Genomic DNA, 15,405 nt, shown 5'->3' with positions numbered 1-15,405 from the left:
CCGGGCTCGCCGCCCGGCTCACCCGGGTCGCCCGGCTCGGCCGCCCGGACCACGCCGGTCACGGTCGGCGAGGCCGCCGCCCACGCCGGCGCCACCGCGACGGCCGCCGCCATCCCGGCGAGCAGTGCGGGTACGAGCAGCGCGGGGGTACCTCGGAGCGCGGCGCGCCGAGCAGGCCGTACGCGGGGGCGGGCCATCTGTCCTCCGTGACGCTCAGTGAGGTTTCATTATTTGGCAACAGTTGCCTTCGGGCACTAGTACCGCGAGGAAACAAATACGTAACGTGTTTCGGGTGTCTTGACGGGCGGCCCGGTAGGCTCCCGACCGTGACCGGTTACCTCGGGTCGTACGCCACGCTCGGTCTCCTGCTGCTCGCCGCCGTGCTCTTCTTCGTTACGGCGTTCTCAGCCAATCGGGTGTTACGTCCTGGCCGTCCGGCCGATCCCTGGGGCAAGCGGGCCACGTATGAGTGCGGTCTCGACCCGGTCGGCGGCGACTGGGCGCAGATGCAGATCCGCTACTACGTCTACGCCTACCTGTACGTGCTCTTCGCCGTGGAGGCGGTCTTCCTCTTCCCCTGGGCGCTGATCTTCGACCGACCCGGGTTCGGCGTGACCACCGTGGTGGAGATGGGCGTCTTCGTGGCCGTGGTGGCGCTCGGCATCCTCTACGCCTGGCGCCGGAACATCCTCCGCTGGGCCTGACCCGGCTCAGGCCAGCCCGCGCCGGGTGAGGGCCGGCGGCCGGTCCCCCCGGATCGTGGCCACCATGTCCAGCACCCGGCGGGTCTCGCGGACCTGGTGGGCGCGGAACACCCGGGCGCCGAGCCAGGCCGATACCGCGGTGGCCGCCAGCGTGCCCTCCAGCCGGTCGGGCACCGGCAGGTCCAGGGTCTCGCCGATGAAGTCCTTGTTCGACAGGGCGACCAGCAGCGGCCAGCCGGTGTCGGTCAGCTCGCCCAGCCGCCGGGTGATCTCCAACGAGTGCCGGGTGTTCTTGCCGAAGTCGTGCGCCGGGTCGATCAGGACGCCGTCCCGCCGTACGCCGAGGCCGACCGCGCGCTCGGCGAGGCCGGTGACCGTCGCGATCACGTCGGCCACCACGTCGTCGAACGCGGCCCGGTGCGGCCGGGTCCGCGGGGTGAGCCCGCCCGCGTGCGAGCAGACCAGCCCGGCGCCGGTCGCCGCGGCGACCCGGGCCAGCACCGGATCCGCCCCCGACCAGGTGTCGTTGAGCAGGTCGGCGCCGGCCGCCACCGCCTCCACCGCCACCTCGGCGCGCCAGGTGTCGATCGAGATGACCACGTCCGGGAAGGCGGCCCGGACCGCGGCGATGGTGTCCACGGTGCGGCGGATCTCCTCGGCCACGTCGACCTCGTCGCCCGGCCCGGCCTTCACCCCGCCGATGTCGATGATCTCGGCGCCCTCGGTCACCGCCCGCTCGACCGCGCGCAGCGCGCTGTCCTGCGCGAACGTGGCGCCCCGGTCGAAGAACGAGTCCGGCGTGCGGTTGACGATCGCCATCACCACCAGCTCGCCCGGGGAGAAGGTCCGCCCGCCGAGCCGCAGCGCCCCGGTCATGCCCGCCTCCGCATCGCCGATCCTCCCCGGTCGCCCCCGACGCTATCCGGTGCCGCCCCGGCCGGGCCGCGCGGCGTCACCGCCGCCGGACCGGCGCGCCGGGGTTGTTCGCGGCCCGGCCGACACCGCCCCGTCGCCGACCTGGTGAGCCGGACGGGGGCGGGGGGCGATTCCGATCGGAGGCGGCGGAGGGCTCGCCCGATCCCCGCCCGCATGCCACGATCTCCCCATGGGTGAGGTTCTGCTCCTCTTGGTCGTCGCGCTGATCGTCGCGGCGGTGGTGTTCGGGGTGACGGTGCTGGTCTCCGGGCGGGATCCGGGCCTGGCACCGGCCGAGCCGGACGGGCGGGCCGTGCCCCTGCCGGGCAGTCGCCCGCTGGACGAGTCGGACGTCGCCGAGGTGCGCTTCGACACCGCGCTGCGCGGCTACCGGATGGCCCAGGTCGACGCGGCGTTGCGCCGGGCCGCGTACGACATCGGCTACAAGACCGAGCTGATCGGCGTACTGGAGGCCGAGAACGCCGCGCTCCGCGAGGGCCGGATCGAGGAGGCCGACGCCCTGCGCCGGGCCCGTGCGGAGGCCGCGGCGACCGGTGCGGAGGCCGAGGCCCCCGCCCCGAAACCGACCACCGGTCAGCCGATCGCCGACCCGCCGGCCGGTGAGTCGCTCACCGCCGAGGCCGGCGTGGCGGAGGCCCCGGCCGCCGCCGCCGTCGAGGACGTGGCCACGTTGCCGTCCGCCCCTGCCCCGACGGCGGCCACCGGCCGGCCGGCCCCGATCGCCCCGGTGGCGGCCCCGGTCGACCAGACCCCGCCCGAGGTCGGTCTCCGGCCGCCCGCCGACCCGACCGACCGCGAGCCCACCGCCGACGCCGCCGGCGAGGCCACTGACGCCGGCCCGGCCGCCGACCGCGCCCGCGACGCCGGCGGGGCCGACATCGACGACGACGCCGAACGGGACCGCGGGCCGGTGGTCCGCTCGGAGTCCGCGTGATCGGCGCGGACGGCGGTGCCGGCTTCGCCGAGGCGGCGCAGCCCGGGGCCGCCGAGGTCACCGCGACGGTGATCGTCAGAGCGCCGGCCGAGCGGGTCTTCGCCGCGCTGACCGCGTGGGAGCGGCAGTCCGACTGGATCCCGCTCACCACCGTCCGGGTGGTCGAGGGGGACGGCGGCGAGGGGAGCCTGGTCGAGGCGGTCACCGCGCTCGGCCCGGCCGTGCTCCGGGACGAGATGCGGGTGGTCCGGGTGGACGCGCCGTACGAGGTCCGGGTGGTGCACTGCGGCCGGCTGCTGCGCGGCCCCGGCGTGCTGCGCTGCACCCCGATGGGGCGGGACCGGACCCAGGTGGTCTGGCACGAGTGGTTCCACCTGCCCGGCGGGGCGGCCGGCCGGGTGGCCTGGCCGGTGCTCTGGCCCGGCTCGAAGTTCAGCCTGACCCAGGCGCTGAAGAAGTTCGCCCGGCTGGTGGAGCAGGGCCGGCTGCCCTGACCGCCGGCCGCCGCCCGCTGTCGGTGGGCTGGCCTACCGTGTACGGCGTGACTGACCTGGTGACCGGCGCCGACGGGCTGCCCCGCTGCGCCTGGGGGGCGAGCACCCCGGACTACGCCGTCTACCACGACGAGGAGTGGGGCCGGCCGCTGCGCGGCGACGACGCACTCTACGAGCGGCTGACCCTGGAGGCGTTCCAGTCCGGCCTGTCCTGGCTGACCATCCTGCGCAAGCGGCCCGCGTTCCGGCTCGCCTTCGACGAGTTCCGGATCGAGAAGGTCGCCGACTACGGCGAGGCCGACGTGGCCCGGCTGCTGGCCGACGCCGGGATCGTCCGCAACCGGGCCAAGGTCGAGGCGGCCATCGCCAACGCCCGGGCCGCCCTGGCGCTGCCCGACGGCCTCTCCGCGCTGCTCTGGTCCTACGCGCCGCCGCCCCGGGCGGCCCGGCCGCGGTCGTTCGGCGAGGTGCCGGCGCTCACCCCGGAGTCCACCGCGATGGCCAAGGCGCTCAAGAAGAGCGGCTTCCGTTTCGTCGGCCCCACCACGGCCTACGCGCTCATGCAGGCCACCGGCATGGTCGACGACCACCTCGCCGGCTGCCACGTGGTCCGCGACCGTCCCGGGGCGTGACCCGGACGCCGCGGGAACGGCCCCGGTCCGGCGTGATGGGATTGGGACATGACCGACACCGAGCCGCGGACGAGCGGGACGATCGAGGGCGGCACCGCGCCGGGCGCCTGGGCGGTCCTGCTGCCCGCCGAGCGCTACGAGGCCGAGCGGCTGGTGCACCACGACACGCTGGAGCTCACCGGGCTGGACGCGGCCGTGGGGCCCCGCCCCGGTGACCCGGTCGCGGTGCTGGCCGACGAGCCGTTGCGGCTGGTGGCGCTCGGCCGGGTCGCGTCGGCCACCGGGGAGACCCGGGAGGACCCGGACGACCCGCAGTCCGAGGCCGGTCCGGGAGTGCTCGTGGTGACGTACACCCGGCGGGTGCTCGACGAGCCGGTGCCGGTGCCCGGACTGGCCCTCGGCGGGCCGGTCACCGGGCTCGACCCGGCCCGCTTCCGGGAGCTGGCCGACCAGATCGGCCCGCCGCCGGCCCGCCGCTCCTGGCTGGTCAGCCTCGACCTGCCGATCGAGGCGGCCTCGCCCGCCGAGGCGGTCCGGCTCTTCTGGTCCTACGTGCAGGAGCTGGGCCCGCGCGAGCTGCCCGCCTTCGTCTCGCCGTCCGGCGATGAGCTGGCCATGCAGGCGTTCGTGCTCGGCGCCGAGGCCAACCAGGATCCCGAAGAGGACGACTGACCCGCGACGGGTCAGCGGCCCTCGAAGACCGGCTTCTGCTTGTTCACGAAGGCCATGGTCGCGGCCCGGTGGTCGGCGGTGGCGCCGCAGATGGCCTGGGCCTGGGCCTCGGCGGCCAGCGCGTCGGCCAGGGTGCCGGCGTCGGCGATGGAGAGCTGCCGCTTGATCGCCCCGTACGCGACGGTCGGGCCGGCGGCGAGCCGGGCGGCCAGCTCCTGCGCGGCCGGGAGCACCTGCTCGTCGTCGTCCACCAGCCGGGTGAGCAGGCCCAGCCGGCAGGCGTCCTCGGCGCCCACCGGCTCGGCGAGCATCAGCAGCTCGACGGCCTTGGCGTGGCCGACCAGCCGGGGCAGCGTCCAGGAGGCGCCCGTGTCGGCGGCGAGCCCGACCCCGGCGAAGGCCATCAGGAACCGGGTCTTCGGGCCGCCGATCCGGAAGTCGGCGAGGAACGCCAGCGAGGCGCCGGCCCCGGCGGCCATGCCCCGGACCGCGGCGATCACCGGCTTCGGCAGGTTGGCCAGCCGGGCGGCGATCGGGTTGTAGTGCGCCCGCACGGTGCCCAGGGGGTCGGCGTCGGCGGACTCCAGGGTCTGCACGTGCTCCCGCAGGTCCTGCCCGGCGCTGAACGAGCCGCCCGCGCCGGCCAGCACGACCGCCCGGCAGGACCGGTCGGCCTCCAGCTCGGCCAGGGTGTCCCGGAGCGCCTCCTTGAGGGCCACGTCGAGCGAGTTCATCGCCGTCGGGCGGTTCAGCGTCAAGGTGACCACGGCGTCGGTGCGGTCGACGAGCAGCGGCTCGGTCACGTTCTAACGACCCTTCTGTCGGGCTAGGCGGTTGCCGGCGTCGAGGCAGTGCTCCACGTACCGGTCGGCGGCCGGCCGGAGCCGGGCGGCGTGCCGGTCGAAGAAACTGGCGGCGCTGCTGCCCGGCCAGCGCTCGGGGAGCAGCGCCGGCGGCAGCTGCGGGTCCCGGAACAGGAAGGTACGCCACGCGTGCACGAGCTGGAACCGGGCCGCGTACGCCTCCTCGTCGCTGCTGCGCACGGTCACCCCGGTGAGCAACGGCTTCTGCTCGGCGACGAACCGCTCGTAGGCGCGGCCGATCTCGGCCAGGTCCCAGGCGCGGCGGACCACTCCCATGGCGCCGGGGGTGCCGGCGGCGTGCGCCGCGGTGAACCGCTCGTAGCGCACTCCGGCCTCGGCGAGCAGGACGTCGACGTCCTCGCCCGGCCGGGTCGCCACCCAGGTGCAGTCGTCCAGCGTGCCGTAGCCGAGGTAGGTCAGGTTGGCGGCGAGCCGCTGCCGGTCCCGCCGGGACGCGGGCGCCTCCAGCACCAGCAGGTCGAACCGGCCGTCCCAGGCGTGCCGGCCGGTGCGGTAGATCCGGGCGCCCGCCTCGTCCAGTCGCCGGGCCGCCTTCGGTGTGATCGAATATCCGGGTCCGGAGGCGAGCCGCAGCGGTTCGAGCCAGCCCTGGCGGACCATGCGGGAGACCGCGGTGCGGACCGCCGGTGGCGCGATCCCGAGCGGCGCCAACAGCTTGACCAGGGCGGCGACCGGTGCGCGGCCACCCCTCGCCCGGAGGTGGTCGCCGTACAGGTCGAAGAGTGCCGACCGTGCCTGCATGACCGCACATTGTGACAGGCCTATCCAAGATAAGCTAGATGCTGTTACATCAATGCTGCTTCGGTTTGGGTCCGGCGGTGTTCATCAGGGAAAATCGTTGGTCGACGCCCCCGCGACGGTTGCGGGTGGTCATGACGAAGTGGCTGTGGGGCAACCCACCGACCCTGGTGTAGGTCTGAGGGGAGACAACATGGCGGCGATGAAGCCGCGGACGGGCGACGGTCCGCTGGAGGTCACCAAGGAGGGCCGGGGCATCGTCATGCGGGTCCCGCTGGAGGGTGGTGGCCGGCTCGTCGTCGAGATGACTCCCGACGAGGCCACCGCGCTGGGTGACGCGCTGAAGGCGGCCGCCGGCTGATTCGAGGAGCGGTTCGCGCGACGTCCGTCGCGCGAACGGTTCGTCCTACCCTGAGCCACCGGCCGAGCCGGTGGCTCAGGGCCTTCGTCGGCCGGTGAGCGGCAAAGTGTCCCGATTCGAGCAATCTTCGGAGGTACCGTCCAGCGTGCTGGCCATTCGTCTGGTGAGCGGGCCCGCGCGGCCCGACACCCTCGTCCTGCCCATTCGTCCCGAAGGGCCGGACGGCACGGCCGCGCTGGTCCCCACCGCCGCCGCGCCCGGCGGCGACGTCCGGGCCGAGGCGGTGGCGCTGCTGCCGGCCGCCCGGCTCACCGGCGCCGCCGGCGAGGTGCGGGAGCACCTGCGTCCCGGCGGCACCCCGGCCAGGCTCTGGCTGCTCGGCGTCGGCGCCGGCGACGAGCACGGCTGGCGGGTCGCCGGTGCCGCGCTGGCGCGGGCCGCCAAGGATGAGACACATATCACGATCGCGTTGCCGGACGAGGCCACGGACGCGCTGCGCGGCCTGGCCGAGGGGCTGCTGCTCGGCTCCTACCGCTACCGGCTGACCGAGGCCGGCGGCACGCCCGCGCTGGCCGAGGTGGACGTCGTGGTCGGGGACCCGGAGGCGCTCGCGCCGACCCTGGCCACCGCCCGGACCACCGCCGAGATGACCCGGCTGGCCCGGGACCTGACCAACACCCCCTCGTCCACCAAGAACCCGGAGTGGTTCGCCGCCCAGGTGGCCTCCGCCGCCTCCGGCCGTGCCGACCTGCACCTGCGGGTGCGCGGGCCGGAAGAGCTGGTCGCCGAGGGCTTCGGCGGCATCCTGGCCGTCGGCGGCGGCTCGGCGAGCGGCCCCCGCCTGGTCGAGCTGGACTGGCGGCCCGCCGGGGCGCGTACCCACGTGGTGCTGGTCGGCAAGGGGATCACCTTCGACACCGGCGGCATCTCGATCAAGCCGGTGCCGGCCATGAAGCTGATGCGCAAGGACATGGCCGGGGCCGCCGCGGTGGTCGCCGCCACCCTGGGCGCCGCCGCGCTGGGGCTGCCGGTTCGGGTCACCACGCTGGCCCCGCTCGCCGAGAACATGGTCAGCGGCTCGGCGTTCCGCCCCGGCGACATCGTCCGGCACTACGGCGGCCTGACCAGCGAGAGCACCAACTCCGACGCGGAGGGCCGGCTGGTGCTCGCCGACGCCATGGCGTACGCCGTCCGGGAGCTGCAGCCCGACCTGCTGATCGACCTGGCCACCCTGACCGGGGCGAACGCGGTGGCGCTGGGCAAGCGGCACGCCGCCCTCTACAGCGAGAACGACGACCTCGCCGCCGACCTGCTGGCCGCGATCACGGCGGCCGGCGAGCGGGCCTGGCGGATGCCGCTGGCCGACGACTACGTCGAGTACCTGGGCAGCGAGATCGCCGACCTGCACAGCTCCCCGAACCGGGGCGCCGGCTCGGTGGTGGCCGCGCTCTACCTCCGCGAGTTCACCGGCGACCTGCGCGACCGCTGGGTGCACCTGGACATGTCCGCCCCCTCCTGGTCCGACGACGTGCACGGCGAACTGGTCAAGGGCGCCACCGGCTGGGGCGTCCGCGGGCTGCTGCGCTGGCTGGCCACGCTGGGCTGACCGGGCGGGGTGGTCAGCCCTTCACGGCGGCGAGCAGGCCGTGCCCGACGGGCAGCAGCGCCGGCACCCAGTGCTCCGACTCGCGAATCGCCTTGATGGTCTCCCGCACGGTCACCGTCTCCACGTCGCGGGCGGCCGGGTCGCCGATCCGGCCGCCGGCCAGGGCGCCGTTGAGCGCGAGCACCCCGCCGGGGCGCAGCAGCCGCAGCGCGGCGTCCACACAGGCGGCGAAGCCGGTCGCCTCGGCGTCGACGAAGACCAGGTCGTAGGCGCCGTCCGCGAGCCGCGGCAGCACGTCGAGGGCCCGGCCGGTGATGATCCGGGTACGCCCCGACGCGAAACCCGCCTCCTGGAACAGCCGCCGGGCGATGCGCTGGTGCTCGACCTCCACGTCGATGGTGGTGAGCACCCCGTCGGGGCGCATGCCGCGCAGCAGCCAGACGCCGCTCACGCCGGTGCCGGTGCCGATCTCCACCACCGCGCGGGCGTTCCCGGCGGCGGCGAGCAGGCGCAGCGCGGCCCCGGCGCCCGGCGTCACCGCGTCCACACCCACCTCGTGGGCGAGGGCGCGGGCCGTCCGCAGCACGAGGTCCTCGGTGACGTACGACTCGGCGAACTGGAGCGCCTGGGCGGTCGAGTTGCCGGAGCCGGCGACCGTGGCGATGGGACACCTCCGGGCGGACTGGTGCGAGGGGTCGGTTGGCACTGAGAGCCTAGAGGCGTGCCTCGGCGGGCGCAGCCGCGAGTCCGCCCTCAGACGATCACGCGCGGCAACCCCTGACTCCACCCGAGGCATCCGTGCAATCCTGGACGGAGTCCCGTGCGGCACGGTCGGCTCCGCCGGCCCTCCGGCGCGGGGATGGGGGACGGACTGGGAGGCACCGACGTGACCGACGGCTGGGACTGGCGCCAGCCCGGCGGGAGCCCGCCACCGGCGGGTGGGCCGGCGCCCGGGCAGCCCCCGCAGGGGGCCGGGGGCGGCACGACCTCGCCCTGGTGGTCCGACGCGCTCGCCGACCCCTGGCGCGACCCGTACGCGCCCGCGGCCGTGGTGGTGCCGGCCGCACCGGTCACCGGGAGCGGCGAGCCGGAACCGGTGACCGACCCGGACGCGCCGACCCGGCCGGGGCTGCGCCAGGTGGTGCTGATCTCGCTGGTCACCGCCCTGCTCGCCGGCTCGCTCGGCAGCGCCCTGACCTACGCCTTCCTGCGCGGCGGCGGGGCCGTGCCGACCCTCGGGGCGCAGTCCGGGCAGGCCCCGGCGCTCGCCCAACGCAAGCCCGAGTCACTGGCCGGGGTCGCCGAGAAGGTGCTGCCCAGCGTGGTGACCATCCGGGTGGCCAGCCTCGGCGGCACCAGCGAGGGCTCCGGCTTCGTGGTGAGCGCCGACGGGCACATCGTCACCAACGACCACGTGGTCGCCGGCGGCCCCGGCAAGGCCACGGTGGTCTTCAACGACGGCAGCACCGCCCCCGGCGCCGTGGTCGGCCAGGACCCGGAGTCGGACATCGCGGTGATCAAGGTGTCCCGGAGCGGGCTGAAGCCGGTGGAGTTCGGCGACTCCGACGCCCTCGCCGTCGGCGACCCGGTGCTCGCCGTCGGCTCGCCGCTCTCCCTGGCCAACACGGTGACCGCCGGCATCGTCAGCGCCCTGGACCGCACCATGATGGCCGGCGAGCCGGGCGGGCCGACCCGCTACTACGCGGCGATCCAGACCGACGCGGCGGTCAACCACGGCAACTCCGGCGGCCCGCTGGTCGACGGGGCCGGCCGGGTGGTCGGGGTGAACTCGACGATCAAGTCGCTGGTCGCCGACGGGCAGGAGGCCGGCAACATCGGGCTCGCCTTCGCCATCCCGATCAACCAGGCGAAGCGCGTCACCGAGGACATCATCGGCACCGGCAAGGCCCGGCGTACGGTGATCGGCGCCCAGGTGGGCGGCACCGGCGTGAGCGGCGGCGGGGTACGCCTCAACGGCGTCGAGCCGGCCGGGCCGGCCGCGGCCGCCGGGCTGCGTACCGGGGACGTGGTGCTCCGGCTGGACGGGCACCCGATGAACGATCCGACCGATCTGGTGGCGCTGGTCCGCAAGTACGCCCCGGGTTCGGTGGTGACGGTGGAGTACCGGCGCGGGTCGAATCGGCAGAACGCCTCGGTGACGCTCGCCGCAGACGCCAAGTAGGGACCCTCACCCCCTCCCGGCCGGCCACCTGACGTGCGTAGTCTTGCCCTGACACGCCACGAGGAGGCCGGAGTGTTCGAGAACCTGAACTGGTGGGAGATCGGCGCCCTGCTGCTCCTGGCCCTGTTGATCTTCGGGGACCGGCTGCCCACGGTGATCAACGACGGCCTCCGGATGGTCCGTAACCTGCGCAACATGGCGCGGAACGCCACCGGTGACCTGAGCCGCGAGCTGGGCACGGACATCCAGCTGGAGGACCTGCACCCCAAGGCGTTCATCCGGAAGCACCTGCTCAGCGAGGAGGACGAGCAGGCCCTCCGGAAGCCGCTGCAGAGCATGTACGACAACCTGCGCTCGGACGTCACCGGCGTGCACGAGGAGCTGAAGGACGTGGCAAAGGCGGCCGACCTGCGCACCAACGGCACCCGCCCGGCCACCGCCACCGGCGGCGCCCCCGCACCGGCCCCCCGCCCCTCCTACGACGACGCCACCTGACCCCCCTCGACGGAACCGACCCTCCGCGGCGGGGCCGGGGAGGGTCGGTGAGGGGACGGGAGAGGCGCGGTCAGCGGCCGGCGGGCTTCAGGCCCAGAGGCTTGCCGAGCAGGGACTCGCGGCGCACCGCGAGCCGGTCGGCGACCTGGACCAGCGCCCGGGCGGCCGGGGCGTCCGGCTGGGCCAGCACGATCGGGTTGCCGGCGTCGCCGCCCTCGCGGACCCGGGTGTCCATCGGGATCTGCCCCAGCACCGGCACCTGCGCGCCGATGGTCCGGGTCAGCGACTCGGCGACGGCCTCACCGCCGCCGGCCCCGAAGACCTCCATCCGGGAGCCGTCCGGCAGCTCCAGCCATGACATGTTCTCGATCACGCCGACCACCCGCTGGTGGGTCTGCAGCGCGATGGCGCCGGCCCGCTCGGCCACCTCGGCGGCGGCCGCCTGCGGGGTGGTGACGACCAGGATCTCCGCGTTCGGCAGCAGCTGCGCCACCGAGATCGCGATGTCGCCGGTGCCCGGGGGCAGGTCCAGCAGGAGGACGTCCAGGTCGCCCCAGTAGACGTCGGCGAGGAACTGCTGCAGCGCCCGGTGCAGCATCGGGCCGCGCCAGACGACGGCCGCGTTGCCCGGGGTGAACATGCCGATCGAGATCACCTTCACGCCGTGCGACTGCGGCGGCATGATCATGTCCTCGACCCGGGTGGGCGCACCGTCGGCGCCGAGCATCCGGGGCACCGAGTGGCCGTAGATGTCGGCGTCCACCACACCGACCGAGAGGCCGCGGGCGGCCAGCGCGGCCGCCAGGTTGACCGTGACGCTGGACTTGCCGACGCCGCCCTTGCCGCTGGCGACCGCGTAGACGCGGGTGCGGGAACCGGGCTGGGCGAACGGGATGACCGGCTCGGCGGTGGCAGCCCCGCCGCCGCGCAGCTTCGACTGGAGTTCCTGGCGCTGCTCCGGGCTCATCACGCCGAACTCGATCTCGACGCCGGTCACGCCGGGCACCGCCGCGACGGCGGCGGTGATGTCGGTGCGCAGCTTGTCCTTCAGCGGGCAGCCGGCCACGGTGAGCAGCAGCTCCACCCGGACCACGCCGTCGTCGCCGACCACGGCGGAACGGACCATGCCGAGCTCGGTGATCGGCCGACGGATCTCCGGGTCGTTGACGGTGGCCAGGGCGGCCTGGATCGCGTCGGAGACGGTGCTGACGGGTGCTGACATGCCCGCAATGCTACGTCGGTGGTCATCGGCGTCCGCCGCTGGCGGTGGCCGGTGTGAGCGAATCGATGGCCGCCCGAGGGGTGGACGGAGCGTACCGCGAAGTGAACGATCGGGCCGAACGCCGCTCGCCTGGCCCCTTGAGGCGCGCGGCGTTCAATGCGTTCCGGGCCGGTTCAGCTCTCGAGGCGCCCGTCGTGCGCGAAGTCGCCGTCGAGGTCGTCGCGCGGCTCGTCGAGCGGCTCCCCGCCGGCCTGCCGCCGGGCCTCCCGCTCCTGCTGCCGGCGCTCCAGCTTCCGCCGCCGCTCGGCCGCCTCGTCCAGCTCCTCGGCCAGCCGGGCCAGCTCGGAGCGGAGGAAGTCCCGGGTCGCCACCTCACCCATCGCGATGCGCAGGGCGGCGATCTCCCGGGCCAGGTACTCCGTGTCGGCCTTCTGCATGGTGGCCCGCCGCCGGTCCTCCTCCAGCGCGATCCGGTCCCGGTCGGCCTGCCGGTTCTGTGCGAGCAGGATCAGCGGGGCCGCGTACGAGGCCTGGAGGGAGAGCACCAGGGTCAGGAAGGTGAACGTGTACGGGTCGAAGCGCAGGTCAGTGGGGGCCAGGGTGTTCCAGGCGAACCAGGCGGCGATCACCAGCGTCATGTAGACGATGAAGTTCGCGGTGCCCATGCCCCGGGCGATCCCCTCCGACCAGCGGCCGAAGGTCTCCGCGTCGATCCGGGGCAGCCGGAGGCCCCGGGGCGCCCGGGGCTGGTCCAGCCGCTCGGATCGTCGCTGGTCAGTCATTGCCGCCGTCCAGGTGCCCCTCGTCGGTGGCGGGCGCGGTCGGCGCGGCGTCCCGGTCCCGCCAGTCCCGCGGCAGCGAGTGGTCCAGCACGTCGTCCACGGTCACCGCGCCGACCAGCCGCATGCTCCGGTCCACCACCGGCATGGCGACCAGGTCGTACGTGGCCATCCGGCGGGTTATCTCGGGCAGCGGGGTGGTGGGCCGCAGCGGGTCTATGTCGTTGACGACGATCCCGCCGAGCAGGTCGGCCGGGGGCTCCCGGAGCAGCGCCTGGAAGTGGACCATGCCCAGGTAGCGCCCGGTGGGTGTGGTGAGCGGGGCGCGGGTCACGAAGACCTGGGCGGCCACGGCGGGGGAGAGCTGCGGCTCGCGGATCCGGGCCAGCGCCTCGGCCACCGTGGCGTCCGGCGGCAGGATCACCGGCTCGGAGGTCATCACGCTGCCGGCGGTGCCGGAGGCGTAGCGCAGCAGCTGGCGGACCGGGCTGGCCTCGTCCGGCTCCATCAGGTCGAGCAGCACGTCCTGCTCCGGCGGGGGCAGCTCGTTGAGCAGGTCGGCGGCGTCGTCCGGGTCCATCTCCTCCAGTACGTCCGCGGCGCGTTCCCGGTCCAGCGCGGCCAGGATCTCCACCTGGTCGTGCTCGGGCAGTTCGCCGAGCACGTCGGCGAGGCGCTCGTCGTCCAGCGCGGCGGCCACCTCGTTGCGCCGCGCGTCGGGCAGGTCCTGGAGGGCGTTGGCCAGGTCGGCCGGGCGCATGTCCTCCAGCACGGCGAGCAGGTTGGCCGTACCCCGGCTGTCGGCGAGGCCGCCGAGGCCGCGGACCCGATCCCACTCCACCTGGTGCAGGTGGCCGCGGCGGGCGAGCCGGCTGGTCTGCTCGCGGACGGCGACCCGGGTCAGCGCCCACTCGCCGCCGCGGCTGCACTCCATGGCCACGTCGACGACCGAGCCGGCCTGCCCGGTGTCCAGCTGGACCCGCCGGTCCAGCAGTTCCTGGAGCACCAGCAGCTCGTTCGGGCGCTTCTCGAACCGGCGCAGGTTGAGGGTGCCGCTGCCGAGCACCACGGCGTCCGGGTCGATGGAGGTGATCCGGTTGATGGAGAGGAAGATGCGTCGCCGCATCGGCATCTCGGCCACCAGCCCCACCACCTCGGGCGGGCGTTGGGTCGGCCGCATCCGGGCCACGGCGTCCCGGACCCGGCCCACCTGGTCGCCGTTCGGGTCGAAGACGGCGACTCCGGCGAGTCGAGCGATGTAGACCCGGTTCGGCGTGCTCACGGGCACCAGCCTAAGGGCCTAGTGTTTATCAACATGTCGACCTTGGCGTACGAGATCGTGGACGTCTTCACCGACCGCCCGTTCGCCGGCAACCCGCTGGCCGTGGTGTTCGGCGCGGAAGGGCTCGCCACCGAGCAGATGCAGGCGCTCGCGGTGGAGTTCAACCTGTCGGAAACGGTGTTCGTGCTGCCGCCGACGCAGGTCGGAGCGACGTACCGGGCGCGGATCTTCACCCCGGCCGAGGAACTGCCGTTCGCCGGTCACCCGAGCGTGGGCGCCGCGGTGACCGCGAGCCGGCGCGGCATGTTCGATGTGGGCAGGGTCACCCAGGAGTGCGGTGCCGGGGTGCTGCCCATCGAGGTCACGCCCACCGGCGCGACGCTGACCGGGGGCGCACCGACCCTCGGGCCCGAGCTCGACCCGGAGCCGCTGCTGGAGATGGCCGGCCTCACGGCCGCCGACCACGCCGGCCCGGCACCCCGGGTCGCCGGCTGCGGCCTGGAGTTCCCCTACCTTCCGGTACGCCCGGACGCGGTGGCCCGCGCCAAGGTGAACACGGCGGCGGCGGAGCGGTACGGCGTGGAGCACGTCAGCGTCTTCTCCTGGGACGCCGACTCGCAAACCGCGCACGCCCGCGTCTTCGTGCCGGGCCTAGGCGTGCCGGAGGACCCGGCGACCGGCTCGGCCGCCCTGGGCCTGGGCGTCTGGCTGGTGGCCAGCGGGCTGCTGCCCGGCGAGGGCCGCTCCGAGTACGCGGTCCGCCAGGGCATCGAGATCAACCGGCCGTCCGCGCTGGCCTGCACGGTGGCCGCGGCCGGCGGGGTGGCGGTGGGCGCGACGGTCGCCGGCCACGTGATGCCGGTGGCCCGGGGCGAGATCGCCGTCCCGCCCTTCGTGGGCTGAGGGCCCGCCGGCCCGGCCACGGCCGTGGTCCACCCGGGCCGGCCGGAATGCGGGATGATGCCGGAGTGAGCGACGAGGTGGACGAGCGGGTGAGCCCGCCCCTGGTGGACGAGGCCGTGAAGAAGGCCGCGGTCGCCTGGGTGTCGGTGGCCGGCGGACCGGCGTACGCGTTGTGGTGCCTGCCGCTCGACGGCGCGCTGCTGGTCGTGACCGGCCCGGGCGAGCAGTCCGCCCCGGGGCTGGCCGACGCGGCCGCGGCCGAGGTGACCCTGCGCGGCGACCACGGCGGCCGGATCGTCACCTGGCCGGCCCGGGTCGACCGGCTGCGGCCGGGCACCGAGGACTGGGAGACCGCGGCGCCACTGGTCGCCGCGAAGCGGCTGAACGCCTCCGGCCCCTCCGCCGACCTGGTGGCCCGCTGGGCGTCCGAGGGCTGTGCCCTGAACCGGCTGAGCCCGGCGGGCACCGCGACGACCGGCGCCGACCTGCCGGCCGGGTCGCTGGCCGAGCAGCCCCGGGAGACGCCGGTGGTCCGGGCCACCCGCAAACCGTTCCGGCTGCACAAGGTCCGCCGCCGCTGA

17 protein-coding genes and 2 pseudogenes are annotated in these 15,405 nt (G+C 74.9%); 11 read left to right on the top strand and 8 right to left on the bottom strand.

The genetic code is table 11. The features are described 5' to 3' along the window. Positions 1-197: pseudogene (locus B0E53_RS36965) on the bottom strand (hypothetical protein); the annotation flags it as partial. A 129-nt stretch (positions 198-326) separates the two neighbouring features. On the opposite strand from B0E53_RS36965, the gene ndhC reads away from it, so the two are divergent. After that, the gene (gene ndhC / locus B0E53_RS11365) at positions 327-704 is read left to right on the top strand and encodes an NADH-quinone oxidoreductase subunit A (RefSeq protein WP_091314599.1); all 378 of its coding nucleotides are present in this window, start codon (positions 327-329) and stop codon (positions 702-704) included. Positions 705-710: 6 nt separating this feature from the next. Here ndhC and folP read toward each other — a convergent pair whose 3' ends face one another. Beyond that, entirely contained in the window at positions 711-1,580 is an 870-nt protein-coding gene (gene folP / locus B0E53_RS11360; RefSeq protein ID WP_107076015.1) for a dihydropteroate synthase, read from the bottom strand. A gap of 229 nt (positions 1,581-1,809) precedes the next feature. On the opposite strand from folP, the pseudogene B0E53_RS40380 reads away from it, so the two are divergent. The 4 genes and pseudogenes from B0E53_RS40380 to B0E53_RS11340 form a co-directional block, all read left to right on the top strand. Next, a pseudogene (locus B0E53_RS40380) lies at positions 1,810-2,181 on the top strand (DivIVA domain-containing protein); the annotation flags it as partial. A gap of 389 nt (positions 2,182-2,570) precedes the next feature. Next, positions 2,571-3,068 carry an SRPBCC family protein gene (locus B0E53_RS11350; protein ID WP_107076014.1) on the top strand — a complete coding sequence of 166 codons (498 nt, stop codon included), beginning with the start codon at positions 2,571-2,573 and terminating at the stop codon, positions 3,066-3,068. A 47-nt stretch (positions 3,069-3,115) separates the two neighbouring features. Next, positions 3,116-3,700 (top strand): DNA-3-methyladenine glycosylase I, encoded by a 585-nt coding sequence (locus tag B0E53_RS11345; protein ID WP_107076018.1) that lies wholly within the window; start codon positions 3,116-3,118, stop codon positions 3,698-3,700. Between the two features lie 48 nt (positions 3,701-3,748). Continuing rightward, on the top strand, positions 3,749-4,372 hold the full coding sequence (locus B0E53_RS11340; RefSeq protein WP_107076013.1) for a hypothetical protein: 624 nt from the start codon (positions 3,749-3,751) through the stop codon (positions 4,370-4,372). Positions 4,373-4,383: 11 nt separating this feature from the next. Here B0E53_RS11340 and B0E53_RS11335 read toward each other — a convergent pair whose 3' ends face one another. Further along, positions 4,384-5,175, bottom strand: a complete 792-nt coding sequence (locus B0E53_RS11335) for an enoyl-CoA hydratase-related protein (protein WP_107076012.1) — start codon at positions 5,173-5,175, stop codon at positions 4,384-4,386. Between the two features lie 3 nt (positions 5,176-5,178). Next, a complete protein-coding gene (locus tag B0E53_RS11330; RefSeq protein ID WP_107076011.1) occupies positions 5,179-5,997 on the bottom strand; it encodes a PaaX family transcriptional regulator C-terminal domain-containing protein in 819 nt (272 codons plus the stop codon). Positions 5,998-6,187: 190 nt separating this feature from the next. Between B0E53_RS11330 and B0E53_RS11325 the strand changes: the two genes are divergently transcribed. Beyond that, on the top strand, positions 6,188-6,355 hold the full coding sequence (locus B0E53_RS11325; protein ID WP_013283866.1) for a DUF3117 domain-containing protein: 168 nt from the start codon (positions 6,188-6,190) through the stop codon (positions 6,353-6,355). Between the two features lie 145 nt (positions 6,356-6,500). Beyond that, positions 6,501-7,961: a leucyl aminopeptidase family protein gene (locus B0E53_RS11320; protein WP_107076010.1), complete on the top strand. Its 1,461-nt coding sequence runs from the start codon at positions 6,501-6,503 to the stop codon at positions 7,959-7,961. A 13-nt stretch (positions 7,962-7,974) separates the two neighbouring features. On the opposite strand, the gene B0E53_RS11315 is transcribed toward B0E53_RS11320, so the two are convergent. Then, positions 7,975-8,625, bottom strand: coding sequence for an O-methyltransferase (locus tag B0E53_RS11315; RefSeq protein WP_255509951.1), 651 nt, complete (start codon positions 8,623-8,625; stop codon positions 7,975-7,977). A gap of 207 nt (positions 8,626-8,832) precedes the next feature. On the opposite strand from B0E53_RS11315, the gene B0E53_RS11310 reads away from it, so the two are divergent. Both B0E53_RS11310 and B0E53_RS11305 read left to right on the top strand, forming a co-directional pair. After that, positions 8,833-10,143 (top strand): trypsin-like peptidase domain-containing protein, encoded by a 1,311-nt coding sequence (locus B0E53_RS11310; RefSeq protein ID WP_210406023.1) that lies wholly within the window; start codon positions 8,833-8,835, stop codon positions 10,141-10,143. Positions 10,144-10,215: 72 nt separating this feature from the next. Continuing rightward, positions 10,216-10,638 (top strand): preprotein translocase subunit TatB, encoded by a 423-nt coding sequence (locus B0E53_RS11305; RefSeq protein WP_107076009.1) that lies wholly within the window; start codon positions 10,216-10,218, stop codon positions 10,636-10,638. A gap of 70 nt (positions 10,639-10,708) precedes the next feature. Here B0E53_RS11305 and B0E53_RS11300 read toward each other — a convergent pair whose 3' ends face one another. From B0E53_RS11300 to B0E53_RS11290, 3 genes are all read right to left on the bottom strand, one after another. After that, positions 10,709-11,860, bottom strand: coding sequence for an Mrp/NBP35 family ATP-binding protein (locus B0E53_RS11300; RefSeq protein ID WP_107076008.1), 1,152 nt, complete (start codon positions 11,858-11,860; stop codon positions 10,709-10,711). Between the two features lie 173 nt (positions 11,861-12,033). Further along, the gene (locus B0E53_RS11295; protein ID WP_107076007.1) at positions 12,034-12,642 is read right to left on the bottom strand and encodes a DUF1003 domain-containing protein; all 609 of its coding nucleotides are present in this window, start codon (positions 12,640-12,642) and stop codon (positions 12,034-12,036) included. Next, complete coding sequence (locus B0E53_RS11290) at positions 12,635-13,921, bottom strand: CBS domain-containing protein (protein ID WP_107076016.1); 1,287 nt, start codon at positions 13,919-13,921, stop codon at positions 12,635-12,637. The genes B0E53_RS11295 and B0E53_RS11290 overlap by 8 nt, the downstream gene beginning before the upstream one ends. A 33-nt stretch (positions 13,922-13,954) precedes the next feature. Here B0E53_RS11290 and B0E53_RS11285 point away from each other — a divergent pair, with 33 nt between their 5' ends. Both B0E53_RS11285 and B0E53_RS11280 read left to right on the top strand, forming a co-directional pair. Further along, positions 13,955-14,824, top strand: a complete 870-nt coding sequence (locus tag B0E53_RS11285; protein WP_107076006.1) for a PhzF family phenazine biosynthesis protein — start codon at positions 13,955-13,957, stop codon at positions 14,822-14,824. A 47-nt stretch (positions 14,825-14,871) separates the two neighbouring features. Next, on the top strand, positions 14,872-15,405 hold the full coding sequence (locus B0E53_RS11280) for a hypothetical protein (RefSeq protein WP_107076005.1): 534 nt from the start codon (positions 14,872-14,874) through the stop codon (positions 15,403-15,405).

It is taken from the genome of Micromonospora sp. MH33 (assembly GCF_003013775.1).
GTDB classification, from domain to species: Bacteria; Actinomycetota; Actinomycetes; order Mycobacteriales; family Micromonosporaceae; genus Micromonospora; species Micromonospora fulviviridis.
The sequence above is the reverse complement of the archived record's forward strand: the minus strand, read 5'-3'. Positions and strand labels throughout refer to the sequence as shown.

Excerpts from the sequence above, each read along its gene's own strand:
- B0E53_RS11300 (WP_107076008.1), bottom strand. The coding sequence starts at position 11,860 with ATGTCAGCACCCGTCAGCACCGTCTCCGACGCGATCCAGGCCGCCCTG.
- B0E53_RS11285 (WP_107076006.1), top strand. The coding sequence starts at position 13,955 with ATGTCGACCTTGGCGTACGAGATCGTGGACGTCTTCACCGACCGCCCG.
- folP (WP_107076015.1), bottom strand. The coding sequence starts at position 1,580 with ATGACCGGGGCGCTGCGGCTCGGCGGGCGGACCTTCTCCCCGGGCGAG.
- B0E53_RS11280 (WP_107076005.1), top strand. The coding sequence starts at position 14,872 with ATGCGGGATGATGCCGGAGTGAGCGACGAGGTGGACGAGCGGGTGAGC.
- B0E53_RS11330 (WP_107076011.1), bottom strand. The coding sequence starts at position 5,997 with ATGCAGGCACGGTCGGCACTCTTCGACCTGTACGGCGACCACCTCCGG.
- B0E53_RS11325 (WP_013283866.1), top strand. The coding sequence starts at position 6,188 with ATGGCGGCGATGAAGCCGCGGACGGGCGACGGTCCGCTGGAGGTCACC.
- B0E53_RS11295 (WP_107076007.1), bottom strand. The coding sequence starts at position 12,642 with ATGACTGACCAGCGACGATCCGAGCGGCTGGACCAGCCCCGGGCGCCC.
- B0E53_RS11340 (WP_107076013.1), top strand. The coding sequence starts at position 3,749 with ATGACCGACACCGAGCCGCGGACGAGCGGGACGATCGAGGGCGGCACC.